Source organism: Novosphingobium pentaromativorans US6-1, from assembly GCF_000767465.1.
Lineage (GTDB): Bacteria > Pseudomonadota > Alphaproteobacteria > Sphingomonadales > Sphingomonadaceae > Novosphingobium > Novosphingobium pentaromativorans.
In genome coordinates this window covers 725,435-747,726 of record NZ_CP009291.1, presented here as the reverse complement: position 1 = coordinate 747,726, position 22,292 = coordinate 725,435, and the positions used below count along the sequence as shown (strand labels likewise).

Here is a 22,292-nt window from a genome sequence, read left to right as displayed (position 1 = left end):
GCAACACCATTTAACAAGGGTTAACTAAAATGTTTCATTCAATGCAAATCTCGTTGCCCGAGATAGTGAATATTCGATTGAGGCGCCTTGAGGATATTTCCGATGTTCCGACGGATCCGCTGCCTGATGAAAAGCCTGCTCTCCGCAAGGAGCGGCAACGCCATGATGATGGTGGCGCTCGGCATGCCCGCCCTCATCGGAGCCATGGGCTATGGCGTCGACACAGCCCAATGGTACATGTGGCAGCGCGAGTTGCAACACTCGGTCGACCAGGCCGCAATCGGCGGCGCATGGGCGCTGGCCTACAGCGACGATGCCGACTACGAAACGCGCGCCAAGCAGGAATTCAACGCCAATCAGAAGATCACCGCCTCTTTCGCGAGCGCTCCCACGATCAGCCTGGCGAACTTCGATGGCGGCACGGCGAACAGCGTTCTGGTAACGGCTACGGCGACGAAGAAGCTGCCTTTCACCGGCTTGCTGCTCAACCAGTCGGCAACCGTGATGGCGCGCGCGCAGGCCCGCTTCAAGGAAGGCAACAAGTTCCATGCCTGCCTGATCACCCTGAAGCAGGACGGCACCACATTCCAGATCGGCGGTAACGCACACGTCATTGCCAATTGCGGCCTGGGCGCCCTTTCATGCAGCGACGATGCCATCACTATCGACGGCAGTGCGACGGTCGAGACCACCTCGATTGCAGCATGCGGTACAGTGGACGTACCCGAGAGCCTCCAAGGAACGGTCACAGAAAATGCTTCTGGCCTCACCGACGTCTATTCCGACATTCCCATCCCGGAGCCGGATTCCAGCACTGCGGACCAGACAAAGGCCAAGTACTGCGATGGCAATGGCAACAAGGCGATCGCCAATCTTTTTCCCGGCAAATATGTCGGCGGCTATACCGCCAAGTGCGCCACGACTTTCAACTCGGGCATCTATTTCATCGATGGCGGCACCTTGGACCTGTCCACCAACGCAACGGTCGTGGGAAAGAACGTTCTGTTCGTGCTGCGCAAAGGCGCGCAAATCAAGCTGGGCGGCGAAGGGGCGACGGGCTCGATAACGCTGACGCCGATGCAGGCTGCCGACTTCCAGAGCACGCCTTATGCGGCCGATGCGGATCGCCTTTCGCAGATGCTGTTCATGGAGGACAAGACCGATGAAACCGAGCCTGCCTCGCACCAGATCAACGGCAACACCAACCTGAACATCGAGGGCGTGCTCTACCTTCCCAACGGTGACGTCCAGATCAACGGCGACTCCGGCACCACCAGCAAGCTGTGCTTCCAGATCTCGGCCTATACGCTCGACATTCGCGGCAGCGCCTACCTTCGCACCTTGTGCGACTACGACGACAGCTCGTTGCTCGGCACCTCCACTCCCATCGTGAGGCTCGTGGCATGATCGGTCATGGCCTGCGCCGCATGGTTAGCGACCTGAAAGGCGTGATGGCCGTTGAAACCGCCATCGTCGCACCGGTTATCGTGCTGATGGCGCTCGGTACCTTCGAAGTCGGCCGGATCGTCTCGCGCCAGCAGGAATTGCAGAGCGCAGCGAGCGAGGCCGAAGGCATCGTGCTGGCCGCCGCAGCCGGTTCTGGCACATCCTCGGACACGATGAAGAGCGTCATCAGGGACTCGCTCGGTCTCGCCGACAACGAGGTGACCCTGCAGCAGCGGTTTCGCTGCAACCTCTCCAGCCAGTTGACTGCGGATGCATCCACCTGCGACACCGATCAGCCGATCTATCAATATGTCCTGCTCGACGTGACCGATACCTACACGCCGATCTGGACCCGCTTCGGCGTGGGCAAGGCCCTGAACTATCGTGTCGAGCGCACGATCCAGGTGCAGTGATGGGAGGCTTCTTCTCGCAGCGGCGCCTTGCGCGCTTCCACCGGGACGAACGCGGCGGGGTTCTCGTCGAGTTCGCCCTGCTCGCGCCGCTCTTTTTCACGCTGCTGATCGGCGTCCTCCAGATCGGGATGCAGATCCAGAACTGGAACGCAATCCGCAACCTCGCCTCGGATGGCGCGCGATTTGCTGTGGTCGAGTATCAACGAGGCCATGCGAGCCAGGCCGACCTGATTTCAACCTGGATGCGCTCGCGCGGGGCCGGTTCACGGTACAATCTCAATACCGACCGACTGGGCATTACCGTCACGTCGCAGACGAGCCGGATCGCCGATGCCCTCGAGATGCAGATCAGTGTCACTTACGATGCGCCGGACTACCTGGCCTTCGTCCCGGGCAACCTGCTGCAGATCAAGTACAAGCGGCCCGTCTTCCTGCTCAAGGACAGCTGACCACCCTTCCCTTCTGACAGCGTGCTGCATCGATGCAGCGTCCACGCCATGAAAAAGGGCCGCCGGGATGATACCGGCGGCCCTTGTCATTCCTGGCCTGAAAGTCTGTGGGCTCAGCCCTGGTAGCAGACCTTCTTGACTGCCTCGACGATGCGGGGCGTGTCGATCAGCGCGGCCTTTTCAAGGTTGGCCGCATAAGGCAGCGGAACGTCCTCGTTGCACACGCGCAGGACGGGGGCGTCGAGATCGTCGAAGCCTTCTTCCATGCAGATCGCAATGACTTCCGAAGCGATCGAGCAGACCGGGAAGCCTTCCTCGGCAACGACAAGGCGGTTCGTCTTGGCGAGGCTTTCCAGGATTGTCTGCTTGTCGAGCGGACGCAGGGTGCGCAGGTCGATGACTTCGGCATCGATGCCTTCGCCGGCCAGCTGTTCGGCGGCTTCCAGCGCCAGGCCGACGCCGATGGAGTACGAAACGATGGTGACGTCCTTGCCCTCGCGCATGATGCGCGCCTTGCCGATCGGCAGGACATGGTCGTCAAGTTCCGGCAGCTCGAAGGAACGGCCGTAGATCAGTTCGTTTTCAAGGAAGACCACCGGGTCTTCGCTGCGGATCGCCGCCTTGAGCAGGCCCTTGGCGTCCGACGCGTCGTACGGCGCGATGACCACGAGGCCGGGCACGTTGGCATACCACGGGCCGTAGTTCTGCGAGTGCTGCGCGCCCACGCGCGAAGCCGCGCCGTTGGGGCCGCGGAACACGACCGGGCAGCGCATCTGGCCACCGGACATGTAGTTCGTCTTGGCAGCCGAGTTGATGATGTGGTCAATCGCCTGCATGGCGAAGTTGAAGGTCATGAACTCGACGATCGGACGCAGGCCGCCCATCGCCGCACCGGTGCCGATGCCGGCAAAGCCGTATTCGGTGATCGGGGTGTCGATGACACGCTTGGGTCCGAATTCCTCGAGCAGCCCTTGGGTCACCTTGTAGGCGCCCTGGTACTCGGCGACTTCCTCGCCCATCACGAAGACGCGTTCGTCGCGGCGCATTTCCTCGGCCATCGCGTCGCGCAGGGCTTCGCGAACGGTCGAGGTCTTCATGTTGGTGCCATGCGGCACTTCCGGATCCTTGCGCGCAGAGGCCGGGGCTTCTTCTGCCTTGGCAGGCTCGGAGGAAGCGGGCGCCGGGGCAGGAGCTTGCGAAACGCTTTCGGCCACGGCCGACGCATCTTCGCCTTCACCGGCAAGGACGGCGATCACGGTGCCGACCTTCACGTTCTCGGTACCTTCGGCAATGACAATCTTGCCTATCGTGCCTTCATCGACGGCTTCGAATTCCATCGTCGCCTTGTCGGTCTCGATCTCGGCGAGGATATCGCCGGAGGAGACTTCGTCACCCTCCTTGACCAGCCACTTGGCAAGCTTGCCCTCTTCCATCGTCGGCGAGAGCGCGGGCATCTTCAGTTCGATCGCCATCAGTAACGCTCCACCAGGACGTCGGTATAGAGTTCGGACATATCGGGCTCGGGTGAATTCTCTGCAAAGTCGGCGGATTCGGCGACCTGGGCGCGAACGCGCTTGTCGATCGCCTTCAGTTCGGCCTCGTCCAGGCCCATTTCCATGAGCTCGGCCTTGGCATGCTCGATCGGGTCACGCTTGTCGCGCACGCCCTGGACTTCCTCGCGGCTGCGATACTTCGCCGGGTCGGACATCGAGTGGCCGCGATAGCGGTAGGTGTTGAGTTCCATCAGCACGGGGCCGTTGCCACCGCGCACATGCTCGAGCGCGACTTCGGCGGCCTTGCGGACCTCGAGCACGTCCATGCCGTCGACCTGCATGCCGGGGATGCGGAATGCAGTGCCGCGACGGTAGAAGTGCGTCTCTGCCGACGAACGGGCGACGGCCGTGCCCATCGCGTACTGGTTGTTCTCGATCACGAAGATGATCGGGAGGTTCCACAGGGCCGCCATGTTGAAGCTCTCGTAGACCTGGCCCTGGTTCGCCGCGCCGTCACCGAAGTAGGCCATCGCGACGCCGCCGTCTTCACGGTACTTGTGCGCGAAAGCGAGACCGGTACCGAGCGAGACCTGTGCACCGACAATGCCGTGGCCGCCGTAGAAGCGATGCTCGACACTGAACATGTGCATCGAGCCGCCCTTGCCCTTCGAGATACCCGAATGGCGTCCGGTCAGTTCGGCCATGATGACCTTCGGATCGATGCCGTAGGCCAGCATGTGGCCATGGTCGCGATAGCCGGTGATCACCGAGTCCTTGTTGCCGTCGAGCGCGGACTGCAGGCCGACAGCGACAGCTTCCTGGCCGATGTAGAGGTGGCAGAAACCGCCGATCAGGCCGAGGCCGTAAAGCTGGCCGGCCTTCTCCTCGAAACGGCGGATGAGCAGCATCTGCTCGTAGAGCTTGAGAAGCTCTTCCTTGCTTGCCTTGTAACGGCGGTCGGCCGCATGGGCCTCCTGGAGGCTGCGCAGGACGAAGTCCTGATCCTCTGCCGGCGACCCGGTCGAATTTGCGCCGGGCTGGGCGTCAGTTTTGGCTTTGGGCAATGAGGCTCCCCATCGTCGATGTGATCAGTTGCGGGCGGTATAGGAAAGAGGTGGACAAAGCGAAAGCGCCCGAGAGGGAAAATACGAATTCCGGAACAAAAATTATCGCCAGCTCGGTTGACCTGAGGTCACCGGATCAGGGGATCAGCATCACCATTTCGTCAGAGCGCGCGACGTTCAGATTGCCCCGCAGCAATTCGCCGGCAAGATCCGGATCGACATTCCTGGGATCGAGCAGGTCAACGCGGTTCTGGATCCGCGCCCGTTCAACCTTGAGCTGTGCAAGGTCGGCGCGGCGCTGTTCGAGCAGGCGCTGATTTTCGCCCCATGCGATCAGTCCGCTCGGCCCGGCGATAACAAATGCGCCCATGAGCAAAAGCACCGCCAGGGACAGGCCCTGCACGAGTCGCTCTTTCGCAATGTTGGGTTCGGGGCGCATGGTCCTCATGGGAAGCGATAGAATCACAAGTGATTCCGCGTTGCAAGCACTATTCAGTACGCCTTATCGCACCGCGCGCACAGCGTCCGTCCCGCAGTTCCTGCAATGCGATGCAAGGAATGATGTTGATAAGTGTTGGCGCGAAGCCTCGATCAGCGATGAGCAACGGCGCTTGCTACGGGAATCTCCGGAGTATTGCCGATGGCCTTGTTGACGGCGACGTAGCTGGCGAGCAGCAGCCCCTCGTTATCGGACAGTTCCTTGCGTGCCTGAATGAGCGATCGTTTCGCGTCGATAAGCCCAAGATAGTTGATTGCACCGCTGTCATAGCTCGCCTGCGCAATGTCGAAAGTCGACTGCATCCGCTCCAGCTTCCGGAGCAGGCTATCGTGCTGCTGATGCGCCGCGGCCGAACGGTTGAGGGCGTCATCGATCTCCTGCCAGGATTTCAGGACCGTGCGCTGGAACGAGACTGCCGCCTCGCGCTGCTCCAGCTTACGCAGCTTGACGACACTGCGCCGCTGCCCGCCATCGAACAGCGGCAGATCGAGGCTGGGACCGAAGGACCAGTTGCGGCTTGCCCAGTCGAACAGGTTCGCGCTGCGATAGGACTCCAATCCGAAACCGCCGCCGAGCCGGATGCTGGGATAGAGGTCCGCCACGGCCACGCCGATCCGCGCGGTCGCCGCATGCAGCCCGGCCTGGGCCGCCCGGACATCGGGACGACGCAGGGCGACTTCCGAAGGCAGGCCCAGCGAGAGATCCGGCGGTAGTTGAAAGGTATGCCCCTCGCCAGACGCCAGCGATTCCTTGAGGCTGCCCGGCATCTTGCCCAGCAGCAGCGCGATTGCGTTGGCCTGTGCGGCCTCCTGCGCAAGCAGTGCGGGCAAGCGGGCTTCCATGCCCTGCAATGCCGCGTCCTCGCGGTCGAGGTCCCCGTGAGCGTCGACACCCCCTTCGACGCGCGCCCGTACCAGCGAGATTCGGTCGCGCAGCAAGGCGATGTCCTCGCGCAGCAGGGCGATATCGCGCTGGGAGGTGCGCAAGTCGAAATAAGTCGAAGCGACTTCGCTCACCACGCTCAGGCGCGCTTGGTCCAGCAAGGCTCCCTGCTGCGCGACCGAGGCATCCGCCGCCTCGATCGAACGCCGCACCTTGCCCCATAAATCCAGCTCCCAGGACGCATCGAAGCCACCGCGAAAGAGCGTGAATGGTTGTGACAGCAGCTTCGCCAGGGCATCCCGGTTCGGCCCGATGGCATTGAAAAGGCGGGTGCCAGCACCGTATTCGCTCTGTCGCTGGCGACTGATGTCCGCGCTGGCGCCCACTTGCGGCACAGCGGCCGAAGCCGTGCCCAAGCGCTGCACACGCGCCTGCGCGAAATGCAGGGCTGCCGTCTCGAGGTCCGGACTGGCTGCGAGGGCTTCATCGACAAGGGTGTCGAGGACCGGGTCCTTGAACGAAGTCCACCAGTTGGCCGGCATGACGGCGTCGGTATTTGCGGCTGCCACCAGGGAAGGGTCTCCGCTGCGCCAGCTTGCCCAGTCCTGCGGGGCATCCGGAGTGGCACTGACGAAGTCCGGACCTACGGTGCAGCCGGCCAGCGATGCGCTCAAGGCAGCAAGGCCGACGATCAGGCTCAGGCGACGAAGTTTCACGTTTTCAGGCATGGCGGCATCCGAAGGTCAGGCAAGGCGGTGACGAAACAGCCAGGCGGCGAGCGGCAGGGTTACCGCTGCCACCAACAACAGGGGAATGAAATCGGTCGCAACATCGGCAAGGCCCGCGCCTTCCAGATAGACCCGCCGGACAACATCGACCCCGAAGCGAAGCGGGTTGATGTAGGTGACGAGTTGCAGGACCTCGGGCATGTTGCGGATCGGGGTAAGAAGTCCGGAAAGCAGGGTCAGCGGCATGATGATGAGAAACGAATAGAGCATGGCCTGCTGCATGTTCAGGGCAAGAGCCGAAATCGACATGCCGATGCCTACCGCTGCGCCGGTGAAACTAAGCAGGCCGAGGTAGAGCACCACCGGCGAACCGCTCATCGGAATGCGAAACCAGAACAGGATTATCAGCAGCACGATCGTCGATTGGACAAGCCCGACCAGGATCGAGGGCAAGGCCTTGCCGATCAGGATCTGCAGCGGCGATAGCGGCGTGACCAGAAGCTGGTCGAAGGTCCCCTGTTCGCGTTCGCGCGCGACCGAGAGGGCCGCGAGCAGCAGCGTCTGCAACATGCTGAGCGTGGCGATCATCGCCGGCATGATCTGCCAGCGCGAATTGAGGTTGGGATTGAACCAGGCCCGCCGCTCGATGGTGACCGGGGGCGCCGCGCCTTGCGATGCGTTGTACCCTTGCGCAATCGCATTGAGATAACCCGCCGCAGTCGCCGCTGTGGACGAATTTCGGCCATCGAGGATCACCTGGACGGTTGCCCCCTCCCCGCGCGCCAGCCTCTGGTCGAAATCAGCCGGAATGGTGATCGCCAGCAGCACCGTGCCCGGATCGATGACCGAGGCGATCTGGTTGGCCGAAGTGAGCGTGGCCTCGCGCTCGAACACGCCGGTGCCGTCCAGCCTGGTGATGAACTCTCGAGCCGCTGCGCCCCTGCTCTGGTCGAGCAGGGCATAGGAAACGTGCGTCAGATCGAAGGTCGCCCCATATCCGAACAGCACCGTCTGGAAGAAGGCAGGAGCCAGCAGGATGATCCGGTTGGCCGGGTCCTTCAGGATCGCCAGCACTTCCTTGCGGCACAGGAAGGCGATCTGGGCAATATAAGCGATCACGGCTTGCACGGCGTCAATCCAGGGTCTTGCGCAGCGTCCTGCGCGTCGCGAAAATGAGGACGACCGCATAGCCGGCGAGGATCGTGCAATTGCGCGCAACCATCATCCAGTCCGTCCCGGCCAGGAACAGCGACTTCACCATGCCCATGAAATGCGTGGCCGGCAGGAGCTGGGCGATGACTTGCACGGCAATGGGTACGTTTCGCAGGTCGAAGATGAAGCCTGAAAGCATGAGCGCAGGCAGGAAACTCGTGAGCAGGGCTACCTGGCTCGCGGCGAACTGGTTGCGCGTGCGGCCCGAGATGAACAGGCCCAGCAGCAGGGAGACGGCCAGATAGAGCGTCGAGGCCAGAACGATCGCGAAGAGCGAGCCGCGGATCGGGACCTGGAACAGGAAGCGCGCCGCCAGCAGGCAGGTAGCCAGATCGATCAGTCCCACCACCATGTAAGGCAGCAGCTTGGACAGCACGATCTCCAGTGGCCTCACCGGGGTCACGAACAGCGCTTCCAGCGTCCCGCGCTCCCATTCGCGGGCGATCAGCAGCGAGGTCAGGAACGCCCCGACGAGCGTCATGACCAGTACGATCAACCCCGGCACGAGATACCACGTGCTTATACTCGCCTCGTTGAACCAGGTTCGCTGCTTCAGGGTGATCGATCCGCCTCGGGACATTGCTCCTTCGCGGTCCATGCGGCGCAGCATGACATTGGAAACCGAAGCCGAGACATAGGCCTCGAGAGACGTCGCCGTAGTCGAATCGATGCCGTTGAGGATGAGCTGAATCGTCGCCCTGCCCGCTGCCTGACGCCGGGAGAAATCGATCGGAACGCGAACGATCGCATCGACCTTGCCGGACTGCAGCATGTCCTGGGCGCGCGCCATCGTGTCGACGCGCACGGGCGCGAGGTATCGCGAGCCCTCGATCCCGGAAACGGCTTCGCGGGCTATTGCGGAATTGTCGTCGAGGACGAGCGCGACAGGCGCATTGCGCACGTCGAACGAGAGCCCGTAGCCGAACAGCAGGATCAGCGCGACCGGCAGCAGCAGCCCGACCATCAGGTTGCTGCGATCGCGCAGCATCTGGCGGGTCTCCTTGCGTGTCAGCGCAGTCAGGCGGACGATAAACTGGGACCGCATCACGCCGCTGCCCGTTCGCTGGAAGCGCGTGCACGGCCCTGCTCGACGATCGCGATGAAGGCCCTGTCCATGTCGTCGGCTTCGCCGTTTCCAGCCTGCTCACGCACTTCGCGCGGCGTTCCCAGCGCAAGCAGGTGCCCGGCGTCCTGGATGGCGATGCGGTCGCAATATTCCGCCTCTTCCATGAAATGGGTGGTGACGATGATCGTTACGCCTTCATCCGAAAGCGCCGTGATCGTGCGCCAGAACGCGCGCCGGGCCAGCGGGTCGATGCCGCTTGTCGGCTCGTCGAGAAAAAGAATATCGGGCTCGTGGATCAGGCCCGTCGCCATCGCCAGTCGCTGCTTGTAGCCCAGCGGAAGCAGACCGCAGGTCGCAGAAGCATCGAGATTGAACCGCTCGAGCGTCTCGTCGACCCTCCGGCGCAGCATCTTGCCGCGCAAGCCATAGGCCCCGCCGAAGAATTCGAGATTCTCGCGCACACTAAGGTTCGAATAGAGCGAGAATTTTTGCGCAACATAGCCGATGCGCGCCCGGGCCGCCGCACGGGCGGTTCGCAGGTTGACGCCGGCAACGTCGAGCTGCCCGCTGGTAGCCGGAAGCAGGCCGCACAGCATCCTGAAGGTGGTCGTCTTGCCAGCGCCATTGGGGCCCAGTAACCCGAAGATCTCCCCCTTGGCGACGTCGAAGGTGGTGTTGGCAACGGCTGTGAAATCGCCGAACCGACGCACCAGATCGCGCACACGGATCATGACCTCCCGCTCGCGGCCGTCTTCCTTGCCGGTCGCGGTCCGGTCATGTCCCTTTGCCGCTGCGGCTAGCGGTGGCGGCCTGTGCGCTTCCCCGCGCGTCTCATGCTCGCGCAGCAGCAGCATGAAGGCATCTTCCAGTTCTGCCTCGCGCGGCTCGACTTGCGCTCCTTCGAGCAGGCCCGCATCAACCGAAAGATCATGGTGCGGACTGCGGATCAGACGCACCGCACCGCCCCGCGGCACGGCATCGACGATGCGGTCCCTTGCATCGATCAGGCGGGCCTGGAGATTGCGGGCGAGCATGCCTTGCGCCGGAACGGCGAGATAAGTCAGCCCTCGCGCCTTGCTGCGCAACTGATCCGGATTGCCTTGTGCAAGCAGGCGCCCCTTGTTGAGCACGAAGATCTCGTCGCAGCGCTCGGCTTCATCCATGTAAGCCGTGCTGACGACGACGCTGAGCCCTTCGTCTGCGATCAGCTGTTCGATGATCTGCCACAAGTCGCGCCGCGAGAGCGGGTCGACGCCGACGCTGGGTTCGTCGAGCAGCAACAATTCGGGCACGCGTACAAGGGTACAGGCAAGCCCCAGCTTCTGCTTCATCCCGCCCGACAGCTTGCCGGCCGGGCGCTCGGTGAAGCGCGCCATGTCGGTCATATCCAGCATCCTGGCGAAGCGCTCCTTGCGCTCGTCCAGCGGCACGCCGTGAAGGTCCGCGTAGAGATCGAGGTTTTCCTGAACCGAGAGATCTTCATAGAGGCCGAAACGCTGGGGCATGTAGCTGATGCGGTTCTGCACCTCCTGGGGATCCTGGCGCACATCAATTCCCAGCACCGACAGGGCGCCATCGTCGGGGGCGAGCAATCCGGCCATCATCCGCATCATCGTGGTCTTGCCGGCTCCGTCCGGCCCCACGAAGGCGCTCAGGGTGCCGGGCCGGACCGATAGCGAAACGCTGTCTATGGCGTTGAACGGAGTGCCGTCTGGCGCCGCGAACTCCTTGCGCAAACCTTCGCTGACGACGGTTGCGACGGCTTGGCTCACCGCGCCGTGCCCGCCGCGATCCGCACCGTTACCGGCTGGCCAAGTCGCAAACGGTTCTGCGCGTCCTCCACCCGCACCCGCACTTCGTAGACCAGGCTTGTGCGCAGTTCCTCGGATTCGACCGACTTGGGCGTGAATTCGGCGACGGAGGAGATGTAGCCAACCTTGCCGGCAACCGGCTGATCGGGGAAGCTGTCACTCGTCACCCTGGCCGACTGCCCCGGCTTGATGCGGCCCAGGTCCGCCTCATCGACATAGACGCGGACCCATTTCGGACTGGTCAGCGCCAGTTCGTAAACCGGCCTTTGCGGCGATGCCATGTCGCCCACTTCAAGCAGCCGGCTGCGCACGATCGCATTTTCAGGCGCGCGCAATTCCCCTTGTGCGATCTGGTGCTCGAGCAGGGCCAACTGGGCCTGCGTGCCTTTCAACTGCGCCTGCGCGGCGGCAACGTCCTCTGCGCGGGGGCCCTGTTCGGCCAGGCGCAGGGCTTCCTTCTGCTCCCGGGCGCGAGCTGCCGTGACTTTCGCTGCATTGCGCGCGCCGTCGATTTCCTGGCGACTGACCCCGCGACCATCGGTGCGTTCGGAGATTGCCTCGACCCGGGCCAGATCCTCGCCCGCGCGCCTGGCATCCGACGTGGCTGCGGCCAACCTCTCGCGAGCCTGCCGGATTTCCTCGGGCCGCGAGCCGTTTTGCAGACGCAGCAGGTTCTGCTGGCTGGCCGAAACTTGCGCCCTGGCCTGCTCTGCCTGCAGCGAGAGCGTCGTCGTATCGAGGCGGGCCAGCACGGTCCCGGCCTTGACCGCATCCCCTTCATCGACGTTCAGTTGCTCGACACGGCCATTGCCTTCGAAAGCAAGCGAGACCTGGCGAATATCGACATTACCATGGAGAACCAGACCGTCCCCGTCTGCATCATGGCGCCCCTGGGACAGCCAGTACCCGAAGGCGATTACCACTATGAGACCGACGACAGCGGCAGCGATCTTTTTCATGCGGGCTTCCGATTGCGTTCGGGTTGTCTGGCGTCGCAGCCCTACCACCCCTTGTGCGACTTCGCGATGGCAGTACACCAACTTAAATTGCATTTAAATTGAGGATTGGGTATTGTCCAGCCTCAATGAACAAACCGAAGTCACTCCGCACAAAGGAAAAGGATACGCCGCAGCGCACGGCGCGCGTCGACGGCACGAGAACGCGCGCGCGGATCATCGAAAGCGCCGGACGGCTTATCGGCGCCAGCGGCCTTGCCGAAACCACGAGCAAGGCCATTGCCGCCGCGGCGGGCGTGGATCTCGCCTCGATCAACTACCACTTCGGCAATCGCGACGGCCTCTACAAGGCAGTGCTGGTCGAAGCACATCGCCGCCTGATCACACTCGACGAACTGCAGGGCATCGCGAATGGCGACCGGCCGCCGCAAGACAAGCTGAGGCAGTTTCTGGACAGGCTCGTCACCCGCGCCCTCACTCCCAGAAACTGGAACGGCAACGTCCTGGCCCGTGAACTGCTCTCTCCCGGGTCCCACATCGAGGTTCTCCTCGAGCAGGAGATCGGCCCCAAGTTCCGCGTCATGTCCAAAGTGCTGAGCGAAATCAGCGGCATCCCCGTGGGAGACCCGGCCCTCATCCGCTGTGCCGTCAGCATTGGCGCGCCTTGCGCCATGATCTTCGTCGCGCACCGCAACGACAACCCCCTGTCCCGCCAGATCGACGCCATGGACAAGGACGAACTCGTCGATCACCTCCTGAACTTTGCCCTGGGAGGTCTGCAGGCCATCGGCAGAAACCACGCCCGCACGCCTGCGCCATCCGCCTGAGGGTAAGCCGCGTAAGTCCGCTTGGGATTCTCCACGCCTCCTGCTAGGCGCGCGGCCATGTTGACGATCCGCGAACTGACCGTGCGCCTCGGCGGGCGCACCATCCTTGACCAGGCCAGTGCCACCATCCCCAATGGCGGAAAGGTCGGCCTGATCGGCCGCAACGGCGCCGGCAAGTCCACCCTGGTCAAGGCGATCATCGGCGAAATCGAACCCGATGGCGGCAGTGCCGAAATGCCGCGCCGCGCGCGTCTGGGCTACATCGCCCAGGAAGCGCCGAGCGGCACCCGCACGCCTTTCGAAGCCGTGCTGGAAGCGGACGCCGAGCGCACTGCGCTGCTGGCCGAATCCGAAACCTGCACCGATCCCCATCGCCTTGGCGACGTACACGAGCGCCTGATCGCCATCGACGCCTACAGTGCCCCTGCCCGCGCCGCGCGCATTCTGGTCGGCCTCGGCTTCGATGAGGAAATGCAGTCGCGACCGCTCGACAGCTTCTCGGGCGGCTGGAAGATGCGCGTGGCCCTTGCCGCGCTGCTGTTCTCGGCCCCTGATGTGCTGCTGCTCGACGAACCGTCGAACCACCTCGACCTTGAGGCAACGCTCTGGCTGGAAAGCTTCCTGCAAAGCTATCCCGGCACGCTCATCGTCATCAGCCACGAGCGAGACCTGCTCAACACCGTGGTCGATCACATCCTGCACCTGCAGCAGGGCAAGCTCACGCTTTATCCGGGCACTTACGACAGCTTCGAGCGCATCCGCGCCGAGCGCGTGGCGCAGGCCGAAGCCGCGCGTGCCAACCAGGAAGCACAGCGCAAGAAGCTGGCCGACTATGTCGCGCGCAACAGCGCTCGTGCTTCCACCGCCAAGCAGGCGCAGTCGCGCGCCAAGATGCTGGCCAAGATGCAGCCGATCGCGGCGATGAGCGAAGATCCCTCGCTCAGCTTCGACTTCCCGAGCCCGGACGAACTACGCCCGCCGCTGGTCACGCTCGATCTCGCCGCCGTCGGCTACACGCCGGGCGAACCGATCCTCAAGCGGCTGAACCTGCGGATCGATCCGGAGGACCGCATTGCCCTGCTCGGCCGCAACGGCAACGGCAAGACCACGCTTGCGCGCCTGCTCGCGCAGCAGTTGGAACCGATGGAAGGCGCAATCACCTTCTCCGGCAAGATCCGGATCGGCTACTTCACCCAGTACCAGGTCGAGGAACTGCCGAGCGGATCCACTCCGCTCGAGCTGATGACCCGCGCGATGGCCGACAAGCCGCCGCTGGCCGTGCGCAACCAACTGGGCCGTTTCGGCTTTTCCGGGGAGCGGGCGACAGCGGAAACGCATACCCTGTCCGGCGGTGAGCGTGCGCGCCTGGCCCTTGCCCTCGTCACCCGCGATGCACCGCACCTGCTGATCCTCGACGAGCCAACCAACCACCTCGACGTCGATGCGCGCGAAGCGCTCGTTCAGGCGCTCAATGCCTTCGAAGGCGCGGTCATCCTCGTCAGTCACGATCGCCACATGGTCGAACTCGCAGCCGACCGGCTGGTGCTGGTCGATGAGGGGACGGCCAAACCCTACGACGGATCGATGGAGGACTATATCGACTTCGTCCTCGGGCGTAACCAACCCAATGCCGAAGACCGGCCCGGCGCTTCGGAAGCCAAGCCGCAGCGCAAGGCGGGAGCCATCGCCCGCGACGAACTCAAGGCCGCGCGCCGCAAGGTGTCGGAAGCCGAGACGCGCTTGTCGCGCCTGCAAAAGCAGCTCGACGAACTCGACAATGCTCTCGTCGAACCTACCAAGGCCAAGGGAGAACTTGCGCGCCTGGGCATCGGCGAAATCGGCAAGCGGCGTACGGCGGCAGCAGAGCAGCTTGAGGAAGCGGAGATGGCGTGGCTGGAGGCCAGCGAAGCGCTTGAATCGGTGATGGGGGGCGCAGCATGAGCGTCGCCTTTCGGCGCGAAAGCGACGAGGAACATCTCGAGCCCAAGTTCGAAGTACCGATCCCGCCCGGGCCGAACCTCGTCACCGCCGATGGCCTGGAACGCATTCGCTCACGCATTGCCGAGCTGGAAAGCCAGGTTCCCGCACTGACCGAGGAAACCAAGCAGAAAGCGGCCAAGCGGGACTTGCGCTACTGGCGTGCCAGACTGTCGACCGCGCAGGTTCAGCCCGTCCCTTCCGGCGAAACGGTCGCTTTCGGTTGCCGGGTAAGCTTTGTCCTGGCCGGCAAGCAGCGCACGATCGACATCGTCGGACATGACGAAGCCGAGCCAGCGCAGAACCGTCTGGCTTTCACCGCGCCGCTTGCCCGCGCGATGATGGACGCGCAAGCTGGCGAATTCGTCGATTTCAACGGGAAGGAAGAGGCTATCGAGATCGTCTCGATAGCGCCCCTCGCCGCAGGATAACGCCTTGGGGAGACTTCAGTCTCCCCGGCGATCCTTGCGCTGCTTCTTGCCGAACTGGCCTGCAGCGCCGCCTTTGTGTCCGGTCGGACGCGGCTGGTGCCGTTTGCCCTCGCCGCGGGGCGGACCGCCCTCGCCTCGCGGATGGCGGCGCGGACCGCCTTCTTCGCGGCGACGCCCCTTGGCGACATCGCGCGGGGTATCGGGCGCCAGTTCGATCAGCACACCGGCTTCATCGTCCGCGCCTTCGCGCGCAGTGCGCGCCACGGACTTGGCGAACTGGTCGGACTGTTCGCTGGGTATCTGGAAATAAGTCTCGTTGGCGGAAATGCGGATTGCGCCAACGGCGTTGCGGGTCACGTGACCGCGGCGGCACAGCAGCGGCAGGATCCACCGCGGATCGGCGTTCTGGCGTTTGCCGATATCCATGCGGAACCAGACGACGTCGTCGAAACCGGGACGCTGGCGCTTCTGCTGCCCGTCCATCGAAGAACCGATCAGTTCCTCAGGCTGCGGCATCCGCTCGCGGAAACTGCGAACCAGGGCTGCGGCAAGGTCTTCGGCGCTGGTCTTGCCCAGCAGTTCCTTGGCGATCTCGCGATCTTCCTCGTCGAACTCCACCGGCTGCATGATCTGCTCGATCAGGCGCTCGCGGTCGTTGCGGCGGATCTGCTCGGGCGTGGGCGCTTCGATCCATTCGGCCTGGACGCGTGCGCCGCGCAGCATGGATTCGACGCGGCGACGGCGCGGGAACGGCACCACGATGACCGCCGTACCCTTCTTGCCAGCGCGTCCGGTGCGGCCCGAGCGGTGCTGCAGCGTCTCGGCATCGCGCGGAATTTCCACGTGAATGACAAGGCTTAGCGAAGGAAGATCGATGCCGCGCGCGGCAACGTCGGTGGCGACGCAGACACGGGCCCGGCGATCGCGCAGGGCCTGCAGCGCATTGTTGCGCTCGTTCTGGGAATGCTCACCGGACAGGGCAACGGCCGAAAAACCGCGCTCGGTCAGCGTCGCGTGAAGGTGGCGCACATTGTCGCGCGTGGCGCAGAACAGGATGGCGGTCTCTGCCTCGTGCAGGCGCAGCAGGTTGACGACCACGCGCTCGATGTCGGCCGGCGCGACGGTCACAGCCTGGTAGGAGATATCGCCGTGGCCGCGCGACTCGCTCATCGTCGAAATGCGCAGCGAGTTCTTCTGGTAGCGGCGGGCCAGAGCCTCGATCGGCTTGGGCATCGTCGCCGAGAACAGCAGCGTACGCCGATCCTTTGCCGTGGCATCGAGGATCTCCTCGAGGTCTTCGCGAAAGCCCATGTCGAGCATCTCGTCGGCCTCGTCGAGGATCGCGACGCGCAGTTGCTCAAGGTCGAGCTTTCCGCGCTCGAGGTGGTCGCGCAGGCGCCCGGGGGTACCCACGACGATCGTCGCGCCCTGCTCCAGCTGCTTGCGTTCGCGAACCGGATCCATGCCGCCAACGCAGGTCACGATGCGGGCACCGGTACGGGCGTAGAGCCAGGTCAGTTCGCGGCTGACCTGCAGGGCCAGTTCGCGGGTCGGGGCAATGGCAAGCGCCAGCGGCGCGCCGGGCCTCGTAATGCCCTCGCCAGCCAGCAGTTCGTCCGCCATGGCAAGGCCGAAGGCCACGGTCTTGCCGGAACCGGTCTGCGCCGAGACGACAAGGTCGCGCCCCTGCGCTTCAGCTTCGACGACGGCCGCCTGAACGGCGGTCAGCGACTCGTAGCCATGCGCTTCAAGCGCCTCTGCCAGTGGCTGGGGAACCCGGGTAAATGTCATAGAAATACAATATCCTGCCGCGAAAGCGGGCTGGCTGGGGAGAAATGACGGGATGCGCGGCCCTATGGCCGGAATTTGCTTCCCCATAGAGGCATTCGCCAGAATTTGCGCGGTTCAATTTCCGTATCGTGTAATTAGTTTTCCGAATTACCGATAAGATCAGGCAAATTCACCGATCAAACTACTCCCAGCCACCACCAAGAGCGAGGAAAACCGCGATCTGGTCATCGACCAATCCGGCCCGCGCATTGGCGTAACTGGCCTCCGCCTCGGCAAGCGATCTTTGCGAATCGAGCAAGGTGAGGAAATCGCTGCGTCCGAAACGGAACAACTTGCCGGCTTGCTGTGCGGAAAGCGCAGCACTTTCCCGCGCGCGTCCCAGGGCAGCGGTTGTCTCGCGGTTGCGTGCGTAAGTCTCCAGCGCGGTTTCGGTCTCGCGCAAGGCTGAAAGCACGGTGGAATCGAAACCGGCCAGATCGGCTTCCACTTGTGCATTGGCCCGATCGATCGCGGCACGAACCACGGGGCGGTTGGGGAACGACCAACTGATCAGCGGACCGAGGCTGAAGCCGAACGAGGTCGGCCCGCCGATATCCTTGACCGGGCCGGAAACGCCCAGAGAGCCACCCAGACTTATCTGCGGATAGAGGTCTGCCGTGGCCACGCCGATGCGGGCGGTATCGGCGGCGATGGTCCGCTCGGCCTGGCGGATATCCGGCCTGCGCCGGATCAGCGCTGCACCGTCCCCGACCGGCATTGCGCTGGCGAGAGTGGGAAGACTGTCGCATTGCTCGACCGCGGCGGGATAGTCACTCGGCGCCCTCCCCAGCAGTGTGGCGAGCAGGTAGAGCGCACTTCGGCGCTGCGCGACGAAGCCGGGCAACTTCGCTTCGCTGGCATCGACTTGGGCCTGGGCCCGGCTGACATCGAACGCGGTGCCGCGCCCGCCCTTCTCAAGGCGGCGGGTGGCATCAAGCGTCTGGCGCTGCAGGGCAACGATACGTTTCGTGGCGGCAAGCCGGAAGTTGGCCCCGCAAACGTCTGCGTAAGCCTGGGCCGTGGCAGCCGCAACGCTGACACGCACGGCATCGCGGGCCGCGGCCACCGCATCGCGATCCGCCTCGCTGGCCTCGATGGCGCGGGCGATCTTGCCGCGCAGGTCGAGCGGCAGGGCAAGCGATATGCCAGCGTCATAGTCGACGACACCGGGAAGCGAGTAGCCGGTCGACGATGGCCGTGCGAGGCTCGCCCCGCCGGAAATCCCGGTACTGAGCGCGCGATTGGCGACCGCCCCGCGCACGACAGCTTCTGCCCGCTTCAGGTTGGCGTCGGCCGCGCGCAAGTCGGCATTGGCCGTCAGCGCTTCCTCGACCAGGCCGTCGAGCACGGGATCGTCATAGAGGCGCCACCACCGCTCGGGCAGCGGCTGAAGTGAAAAGGCGCCATCGCCTGCCGAGACGAATGCATGCTGCGCGCTTTCCATCGTCGCCGCGGAATTGGACGGCGGAGCGTAATCCGGGCCGGCAGTGGCACATCCGGCAAGCAGCAGCGCGGCAAAGCTGGGCAGACATCTGCGCATCAGGTGCGGTCCTTGTCGGCCGGCTGGCCAGCTTCTGCCGGCTGGCCAGTTTCCTCGGGCTGGCCAGATTCCGCGGGCTGGATGGTGACGGTGGCGGTCCGTCCGACGATGAGCCGCAGATCTTCGGGAACATGGGTCAGGCGCACCCGCACCGGAATGCGCTGGGCCAGCCTTACCCACGTGAAAGTGGCGTCAACGCTGGGCAGGAGGTTCCCGGAATTGCTGCGCGATGTATCGTTGATGCCCGCTGCGATGCTTTCCACCACGCCCTTGATCTTGCGGTCCTCGCCCATCAGCACGACAGTCACAGGGGCGCCGACGCGGATGTAGGGCAGCTTGGTTTCCTCGAAATACCCTTCCACGCGGATACTGTCGCTGTCGATCAGGGCCATGGCCTGGCTTCCCGAGGCGACGAAATCGCCCGGATGCAGGTCAAGATTGGTCACGGTTCCATTGACCGAAGCCTTCACTTCAGTGCGTTCGAGGTTGAGCCTGGCGCCCGCCAGCGCGCTCTGCGCTTCTGCCAGCGCGGCCTGCGCGGTTTCGACCGCCGCAAGGTTCTGCTCATGTGTCTCGGTCGCCACCAGATCACCGAGAGCCGTATCGCGACGCGCCACCCGCCTGGCCTGATCGAGCGTTGCCCGAGCGCTCGCAACATTGGCCTGCGCCTGCGCGGCAGCCAGCGAGTAGCGCGGCCGGTCGAGCACGAACAGGAGGTCGCCCTTGCGAACATGCTGGTTGTCCTTGACGGCCACCGAAGTCACCAGACCGCTGATATCCGGCGTGACCCGCACGACGTCCGCGCGCACACGTCCGTCGCGTGTCCAGGGACTGGTTTCGTAATGCCGCCACAGCCAGATCGCGACGACTGCCGCAATCACGACAATGACGATTGTGGCCAGGCTTGGGGCTATGCGCGAGAGGAGACGCTTCATTGGGGGAAACCGATCAGGGGGGCTGCCGCGGCAAGAAGGCCGAGGACGAGAATGAACAGACACACGTCGACCAACGCACGGTAGGCGACGAAGCGATAGAAACCGAAATCGTTGGCGATCCGGACGAGAATGGCCGTCACGACGGCCGCGACGATGACGAGGACGAGCAGCGTGGGCACGAACACGCCATAGATGGAAAGTTCTCCCCTCATACGGGCAACTCCTTCATCGGCTCGGCTTCAGGGAACAGATTGCGCCGCAGGCTGATCAACGCAAGGGCGCCCGAACGCACCGTTGACGGATCATCATCGCTCAGGACTTCCTTCAAGGCGCGGTCGATATCGGCAAGCAGGCCCGGTGCGGCAGGCTTTTCGCGCTCCGGCTCAAGCTTGCGGTAATATTCGCCAACGTCGCGCAGCACACTGGTAACCGGCGCAGATTTTTCAGCTGGCATCGCCAGGCGCAAGTCGCGCAGCTCCCCGATAGCCACGCCCGTGCGCAGATCGCGCAAGGCATCGTAGAGCGGCGAACCGGGCGACTTGCCGCTCATGGCAAGCCGCGGCGCCAGAAGTGCAATGCGGTCCAGCATTCGGTTGATCCAGCCCTGGAAGTCTGCGGGGGCCATCAGGTTGCTGCGCTCTGCAATGTCTCTCCAGGAAGCGCGCAAGGTGCGCCGGATCGCGGTTTCTATGCCCGACGACTGCAGCAGGCGGATCATGATGATGGCAAAGACGATCCCCACCAGCTGCGCCAGTGCTCCATCGAGGAAGGTTCCGAAACGGCTTACGTACACGGGAGAAATCAGCAATGGGCTGCCCAGCCCCAGCAGCATCGGTAAGGCGTAACCACCGAAACGCGGGGAATACATCAAGGTACCGAGCAGGAGCAGCGCAGGTGCCAGTGCGGCCGCAAGCTCGGGAAAGTCATGCAGCGCCGGCAGGATTGCATACCCGTAGATGGCGCCGATCACGATGGAAAGCAGGGTGCCGATGAAGAATGCCCGCAAGGGGGCCAGCGGATCCGGGGCTGCGGCAAACAGCGCCGTGAAAACCCCGGCCAGCATTACGGCGGTGTAGGCTTCGGTCCACCCGCTGCCGATCCACAGCGCCGTGCCGACCGCAATCGTGATGAATGCGCCAATCGCGCCCCTGATCGCTCCGCCCACGTCGTAATGCAGTTCGCGCCCGCGCCGCCCTTCGAGCAGTTCCGCCGCGCGAGGCGACACTGGCTTGCGACCGAGCGAGGACAGCTGCTCCGACAGGTCGCGGCAATCGCGATGCGCCCGGATCAGGCTGGACAGGCGCGCGACGAGGCTGATCACCATGAGGCCATGCCAGCTTGAATCCGCGGACAGCGCGGGTTCAAGGCGCGCGCAGCGGGCCTGCAGTTGGCGGGCGCCCTCCTCACGTTCGGACGGAGCCAGCCGGTCCAGATCCGCAAGCCACGCGGATGTATCGTCCAGCAGGTTGCGAAGGTCTTCGGGGAGCGGGCCGGCAGCCTGCACTTGTTCGATACGATCGGTCACGGCCGCCCCCAATGGCATGATCAGTGAAAGCTGGTCCTGCAGCGCGCGCACGGTGCGGATGCGGGGCGCGACGCGCGCGGTCTCGAAAGGCAGATGGATGGAAAGCTGGTGAAGCTCGGTAATGTCCAGTGCCAGCCGGCGCCGCTCGGCATCGACCGAGGGATCGGGTTCGAGCTTGAGCGAATCCTGCGTCCAGCGTTCGGCGTCGAGCAGGATCGTGGACACCCGGCGCAGCAGGAATGCGGAAATCGACTGCGGCAGGACAAGGCCATGCACGAGGCTGCCACAAAGGATGCCGATGGTGATCTCCTGAAGCCTGAGGCTGGCGGTCTCGAAGATCGCGCCGGGCGTTTCGACGCTGGGCAGAACGATCAGGACCGCGGTGTAGCCGGCCAGCACGAAGGCATAGGACCGCGGCGTACGATCGAGCAGGGAGACGAACACGCAAAGCGCAAGCCAGAGACCGATCGCCCCGGTAAGGAGCACCGGTGCATTGACGAGGCTGGGCACCATGATCACGCTGGCCGCCGCGCCGACGAACGTGCCGATGACCCGGAACAACGCCTTCGACAGGACTGCGCCGGCCAGCGGCTGGGCAACGATATAGGACGTCAGGAAGGCCCAGTAGGGCCGTTCCAGGCCGATCTGGATGGAGAAGTATATCGCCATCATGCCTGCGACATAGGCCTTGAGCGAGAAGACCGCCGCGTCGATTCCGAAGCGCTTCATCATAGCCGCTCCGCCGCCTCGGCAATCCTGTCGGACAGTCGCTCGAGCACGTCGACCACGGTTGCCAGTTCCGCGTCGCCGAAATCCGCAAGCAGCTGGCCTCTTACGGCGACGAGGCGTGCGTCGATCCGTTTACCAAGATCGGTGCCCACGGGCGTGAGGCGGACATGTTTTGCGCGCCGATCCTGTTCATCGGCACGCCGCTCCAGCAGTTGCGCTTCTTCCAGTCGATCGAGCGTGCGGACCAGCGATGGCTCCGTTATCCCGATCTTGCGAGCGAGGTCGCCCTGACGGACATCGCCGCCCATGCGCAGCAGATGCACCAGTGCCCAGCCTGCCGAGTTCGAGACTTCGAGGGAAGCCAGGGCGGCATCGCCGAGTTGTTGCCACGCACGCGCCACCGGGCCCACTCGGGCCGCCAGGTTTCGCTGCAGGCGCTCACGTTCGTTCATGGCTAATAATTAGCACGCTAACGAACT

20 protein-coding genes are annotated in these 22,292 nt (G+C 64.0%); 6 read left to right on the top strand and 14 right to left on the bottom strand.

From position 1 onward, the window contains the following. Positions 1 to 102 precede the first annotated feature (102 nt). Genes JI59_RS03375 through JI59_RS03365 form a run of 3 tightly spaced genes read left to right on the top strand, consistent with a single transcriptional unit; the run spans position 103 to position 2,308 of the window. Entirely contained in the window at positions 103 to 1,407 is a 1,305-nt protein-coding gene (locus JI59_RS03375; protein ID WP_007015208.1) for a pilus assembly protein TadG-related protein, read from the top strand. Further along, a complete protein-coding gene (locus tag JI59_RS03370) occupies positions 1,404 to 1,859 on the top strand; it encodes a TadE/TadG family type IV pilus assembly protein (RefSeq protein WP_007015207.1) in 456 nt (151 codons plus the stop codon). Before JI59_RS03375 ends, JI59_RS03370 begins: the two co-directional genes overlap by 4 nt. Next, entirely contained in the window at positions 1,859 to 2,308 is a 450-nt protein-coding gene (locus tag JI59_RS03365) for a TadE/TadG family type IV pilus assembly protein (protein WP_007015206.1), read from the top strand. The genes JI59_RS03370 and JI59_RS03365 overlap by 1 nt, the downstream gene beginning before the upstream one ends. Before the next feature lie 113 nt (positions 2,309 to 2,421). On the opposite strand, the gene JI59_RS03360 is transcribed toward JI59_RS03365, so the two are convergent. From JI59_RS03360 to JI59_RS03325, 8 genes are all read right to left on the bottom strand, one after another. Next, the gene (locus JI59_RS03360) at positions 2,422 to 3,780 is read right to left on the bottom strand and encodes a pyruvate dehydrogenase complex E1 component subunit beta (RefSeq protein ID WP_007015205.1); all 1,359 of its coding nucleotides are present in this window, start codon (positions 3,778 to 3,780) and stop codon (positions 2,422 to 2,424) included. Continuing rightward, positions 3,780 to 4,865, bottom strand: coding sequence for a pyruvate dehydrogenase (acetyl-transferring) E1 component subunit alpha (pdhA, locus tag JI59_RS03355; protein ID WP_007015204.1), 1,086 nt, complete (start codon positions 4,863 to 4,865; stop codon positions 3,780 to 3,782). Before pdhA ends, JI59_RS03360 begins: the two co-directional genes overlap by 1 nt. A 136-nt stretch (positions 4,866 to 5,001) precedes the next feature. Beyond that, positions 5,002 to 5,313 carry an FtsB family cell division protein gene (locus JI59_RS03350; RefSeq protein ID WP_038575456.1) on the bottom strand — a complete coding sequence of 104 codons (312 nt, stop codon included), beginning with the start codon at positions 5,311 to 5,313 and terminating at the stop codon, positions 5,002 to 5,004. Between the two features lie 143 nt (positions 5,314 to 5,456). Further along, positions 5,457 to 6,962 (bottom strand): efflux transporter outer membrane subunit, encoded by a 1,506-nt coding sequence (locus tag JI59_RS03345; RefSeq protein WP_239000587.1) that lies wholly within the window; start codon positions 6,960 to 6,962, stop codon positions 5,457 to 5,459. A gap of 27 nt (positions 6,963 to 6,989) precedes the next feature. After that, positions 6,990 to 8,093 carry an ABC transporter permease gene (locus JI59_RS03340; RefSeq protein WP_007015201.1) on the bottom strand — a complete coding sequence of 368 codons (1,104 nt, stop codon included), beginning with the start codon at positions 8,091 to 8,093 and terminating at the stop codon, positions 6,990 to 6,992. 13 nt (positions 8,094 to 8,106) lie between these two features. Then, entirely contained in the window at positions 8,107 to 9,231 is a 1,125-nt protein-coding gene (locus JI59_RS03335) for an ABC transporter permease (RefSeq protein WP_007015200.1), read from the bottom strand. Continuing rightward, the gene (locus JI59_RS03330; RefSeq protein ID WP_007015199.1) at positions 9,231 to 11,024 is read right to left on the bottom strand and encodes an ATP-binding cassette domain-containing protein; all 1,794 of its coding nucleotides are present in this window, start codon (positions 11,022 to 11,024) and stop codon (positions 9,231 to 9,233) included. The genes JI59_RS03335 and JI59_RS03330 overlap by 1 nt, the downstream gene beginning before the upstream one ends. Beyond that, positions 11,021 to 12,022 (bottom strand): HlyD family secretion protein, encoded by a 1,002-nt coding sequence (locus tag JI59_RS03325; protein ID WP_007015198.1) that lies wholly within the window; start codon positions 12,020 to 12,022, stop codon positions 11,021 to 11,023. Before JI59_RS03325 ends, JI59_RS03330 begins: the two co-directional genes overlap by 4 nt. 125 nt (positions 12,023 to 12,147) lie before the next feature. On the opposite strand from JI59_RS03325, the gene JI59_RS03320 reads away from it, so the two are divergent. From JI59_RS03320 to JI59_RS03310, 3 genes are read left to right on the top strand one after another with little or no spacing between them, the layout of a single operon-like run. Next, positions 12,148 to 12,846, top strand: coding sequence for a TetR/AcrR family transcriptional regulator (locus JI59_RS03320; RefSeq protein WP_007015197.1), 699 nt, complete (start codon positions 12,148 to 12,150; stop codon positions 12,844 to 12,846). A gap of 57 nt (positions 12,847 to 12,903) precedes the next feature. After that, positions 12,904 to 14,787 carry an ABC-F family ATP-binding cassette domain-containing protein gene (locus tag JI59_RS03315; protein ID WP_007015196.1) on the top strand — a complete coding sequence of 628 codons (1,884 nt, stop codon included), beginning with the start codon at positions 12,904 to 12,906 and terminating at the stop codon, positions 14,785 to 14,787. Next, positions 14,784 to 15,254: a GreA/GreB family elongation factor gene (locus tag JI59_RS03310; RefSeq protein ID WP_007015195.1), complete on the top strand. Its 471-nt coding sequence runs from the start codon at positions 14,784 to 14,786 to the stop codon at positions 15,252 to 15,254. The genes JI59_RS03315 and JI59_RS03310 overlap by 4 nt, the downstream gene beginning before the upstream one ends. A gap of 15 nt (positions 15,255 to 15,269) precedes the next feature. Here the strand turns inward: JI59_RS03310 and JI59_RS03305 are convergent, their stop codons facing one another. From JI59_RS03305 to JI59_RS03280, 6 genes are all read right to left on the bottom strand, one after another. Next, entirely contained in the window at positions 15,270 to 17,045 is a 1,776-nt protein-coding gene (locus tag JI59_RS03305; RefSeq protein WP_007015194.1) for a DEAD/DEAH box helicase, read from the bottom strand. A 181-nt stretch (positions 17,046 to 17,226) separates the two neighbouring features. Further along, positions 17,227 to 18,624, bottom strand: a complete 1,398-nt coding sequence (locus tag JI59_RS03300; RefSeq protein WP_007015193.1) for an efflux transporter outer membrane subunit — start codon at positions 18,622 to 18,624, stop codon at positions 17,227 to 17,229. Next, entirely contained in the window at positions 18,624 to 19,559 is a 936-nt protein-coding gene (locus tag JI59_RS03295) for an efflux RND transporter periplasmic adaptor subunit (protein ID WP_007015192.1), read from the bottom strand. Before JI59_RS03295 ends, JI59_RS03300 begins: the two co-directional genes overlap by 1 nt. Then, the gene (locus JI59_RS03290) at positions 19,556 to 19,771 is read right to left on the bottom strand and encodes a DUF1656 domain-containing protein (RefSeq protein ID WP_007015191.1); all 216 of its coding nucleotides are present in this window, start codon (positions 19,769 to 19,771) and stop codon (positions 19,556 to 19,558) included. Before JI59_RS03290 ends, JI59_RS03295 begins: the two co-directional genes overlap by 4 nt. After that, positions 19,768 to 21,816 carry an FUSC family protein gene (locus JI59_RS03285; RefSeq protein ID WP_007015190.1) on the bottom strand — a complete coding sequence of 683 codons (2,049 nt, stop codon included), beginning with the start codon at positions 21,814 to 21,816 and terminating at the stop codon, positions 19,768 to 19,770. Before JI59_RS03285 ends, JI59_RS03290 begins: the two co-directional genes overlap by 4 nt. Then, on the bottom strand, positions 21,813 to 22,265 hold the full coding sequence (locus JI59_RS03280) for a MarR family winged helix-turn-helix transcriptional regulator (RefSeq protein WP_038575452.1): 453 nt from the start codon (positions 22,263 to 22,265) through the stop codon (positions 21,813 to 21,815). The genes JI59_RS03285 and JI59_RS03280 overlap by 4 nt, the downstream gene beginning before the upstream one ends. Positions 22,266 to 22,292 lie beyond the last annotated feature (27 nt).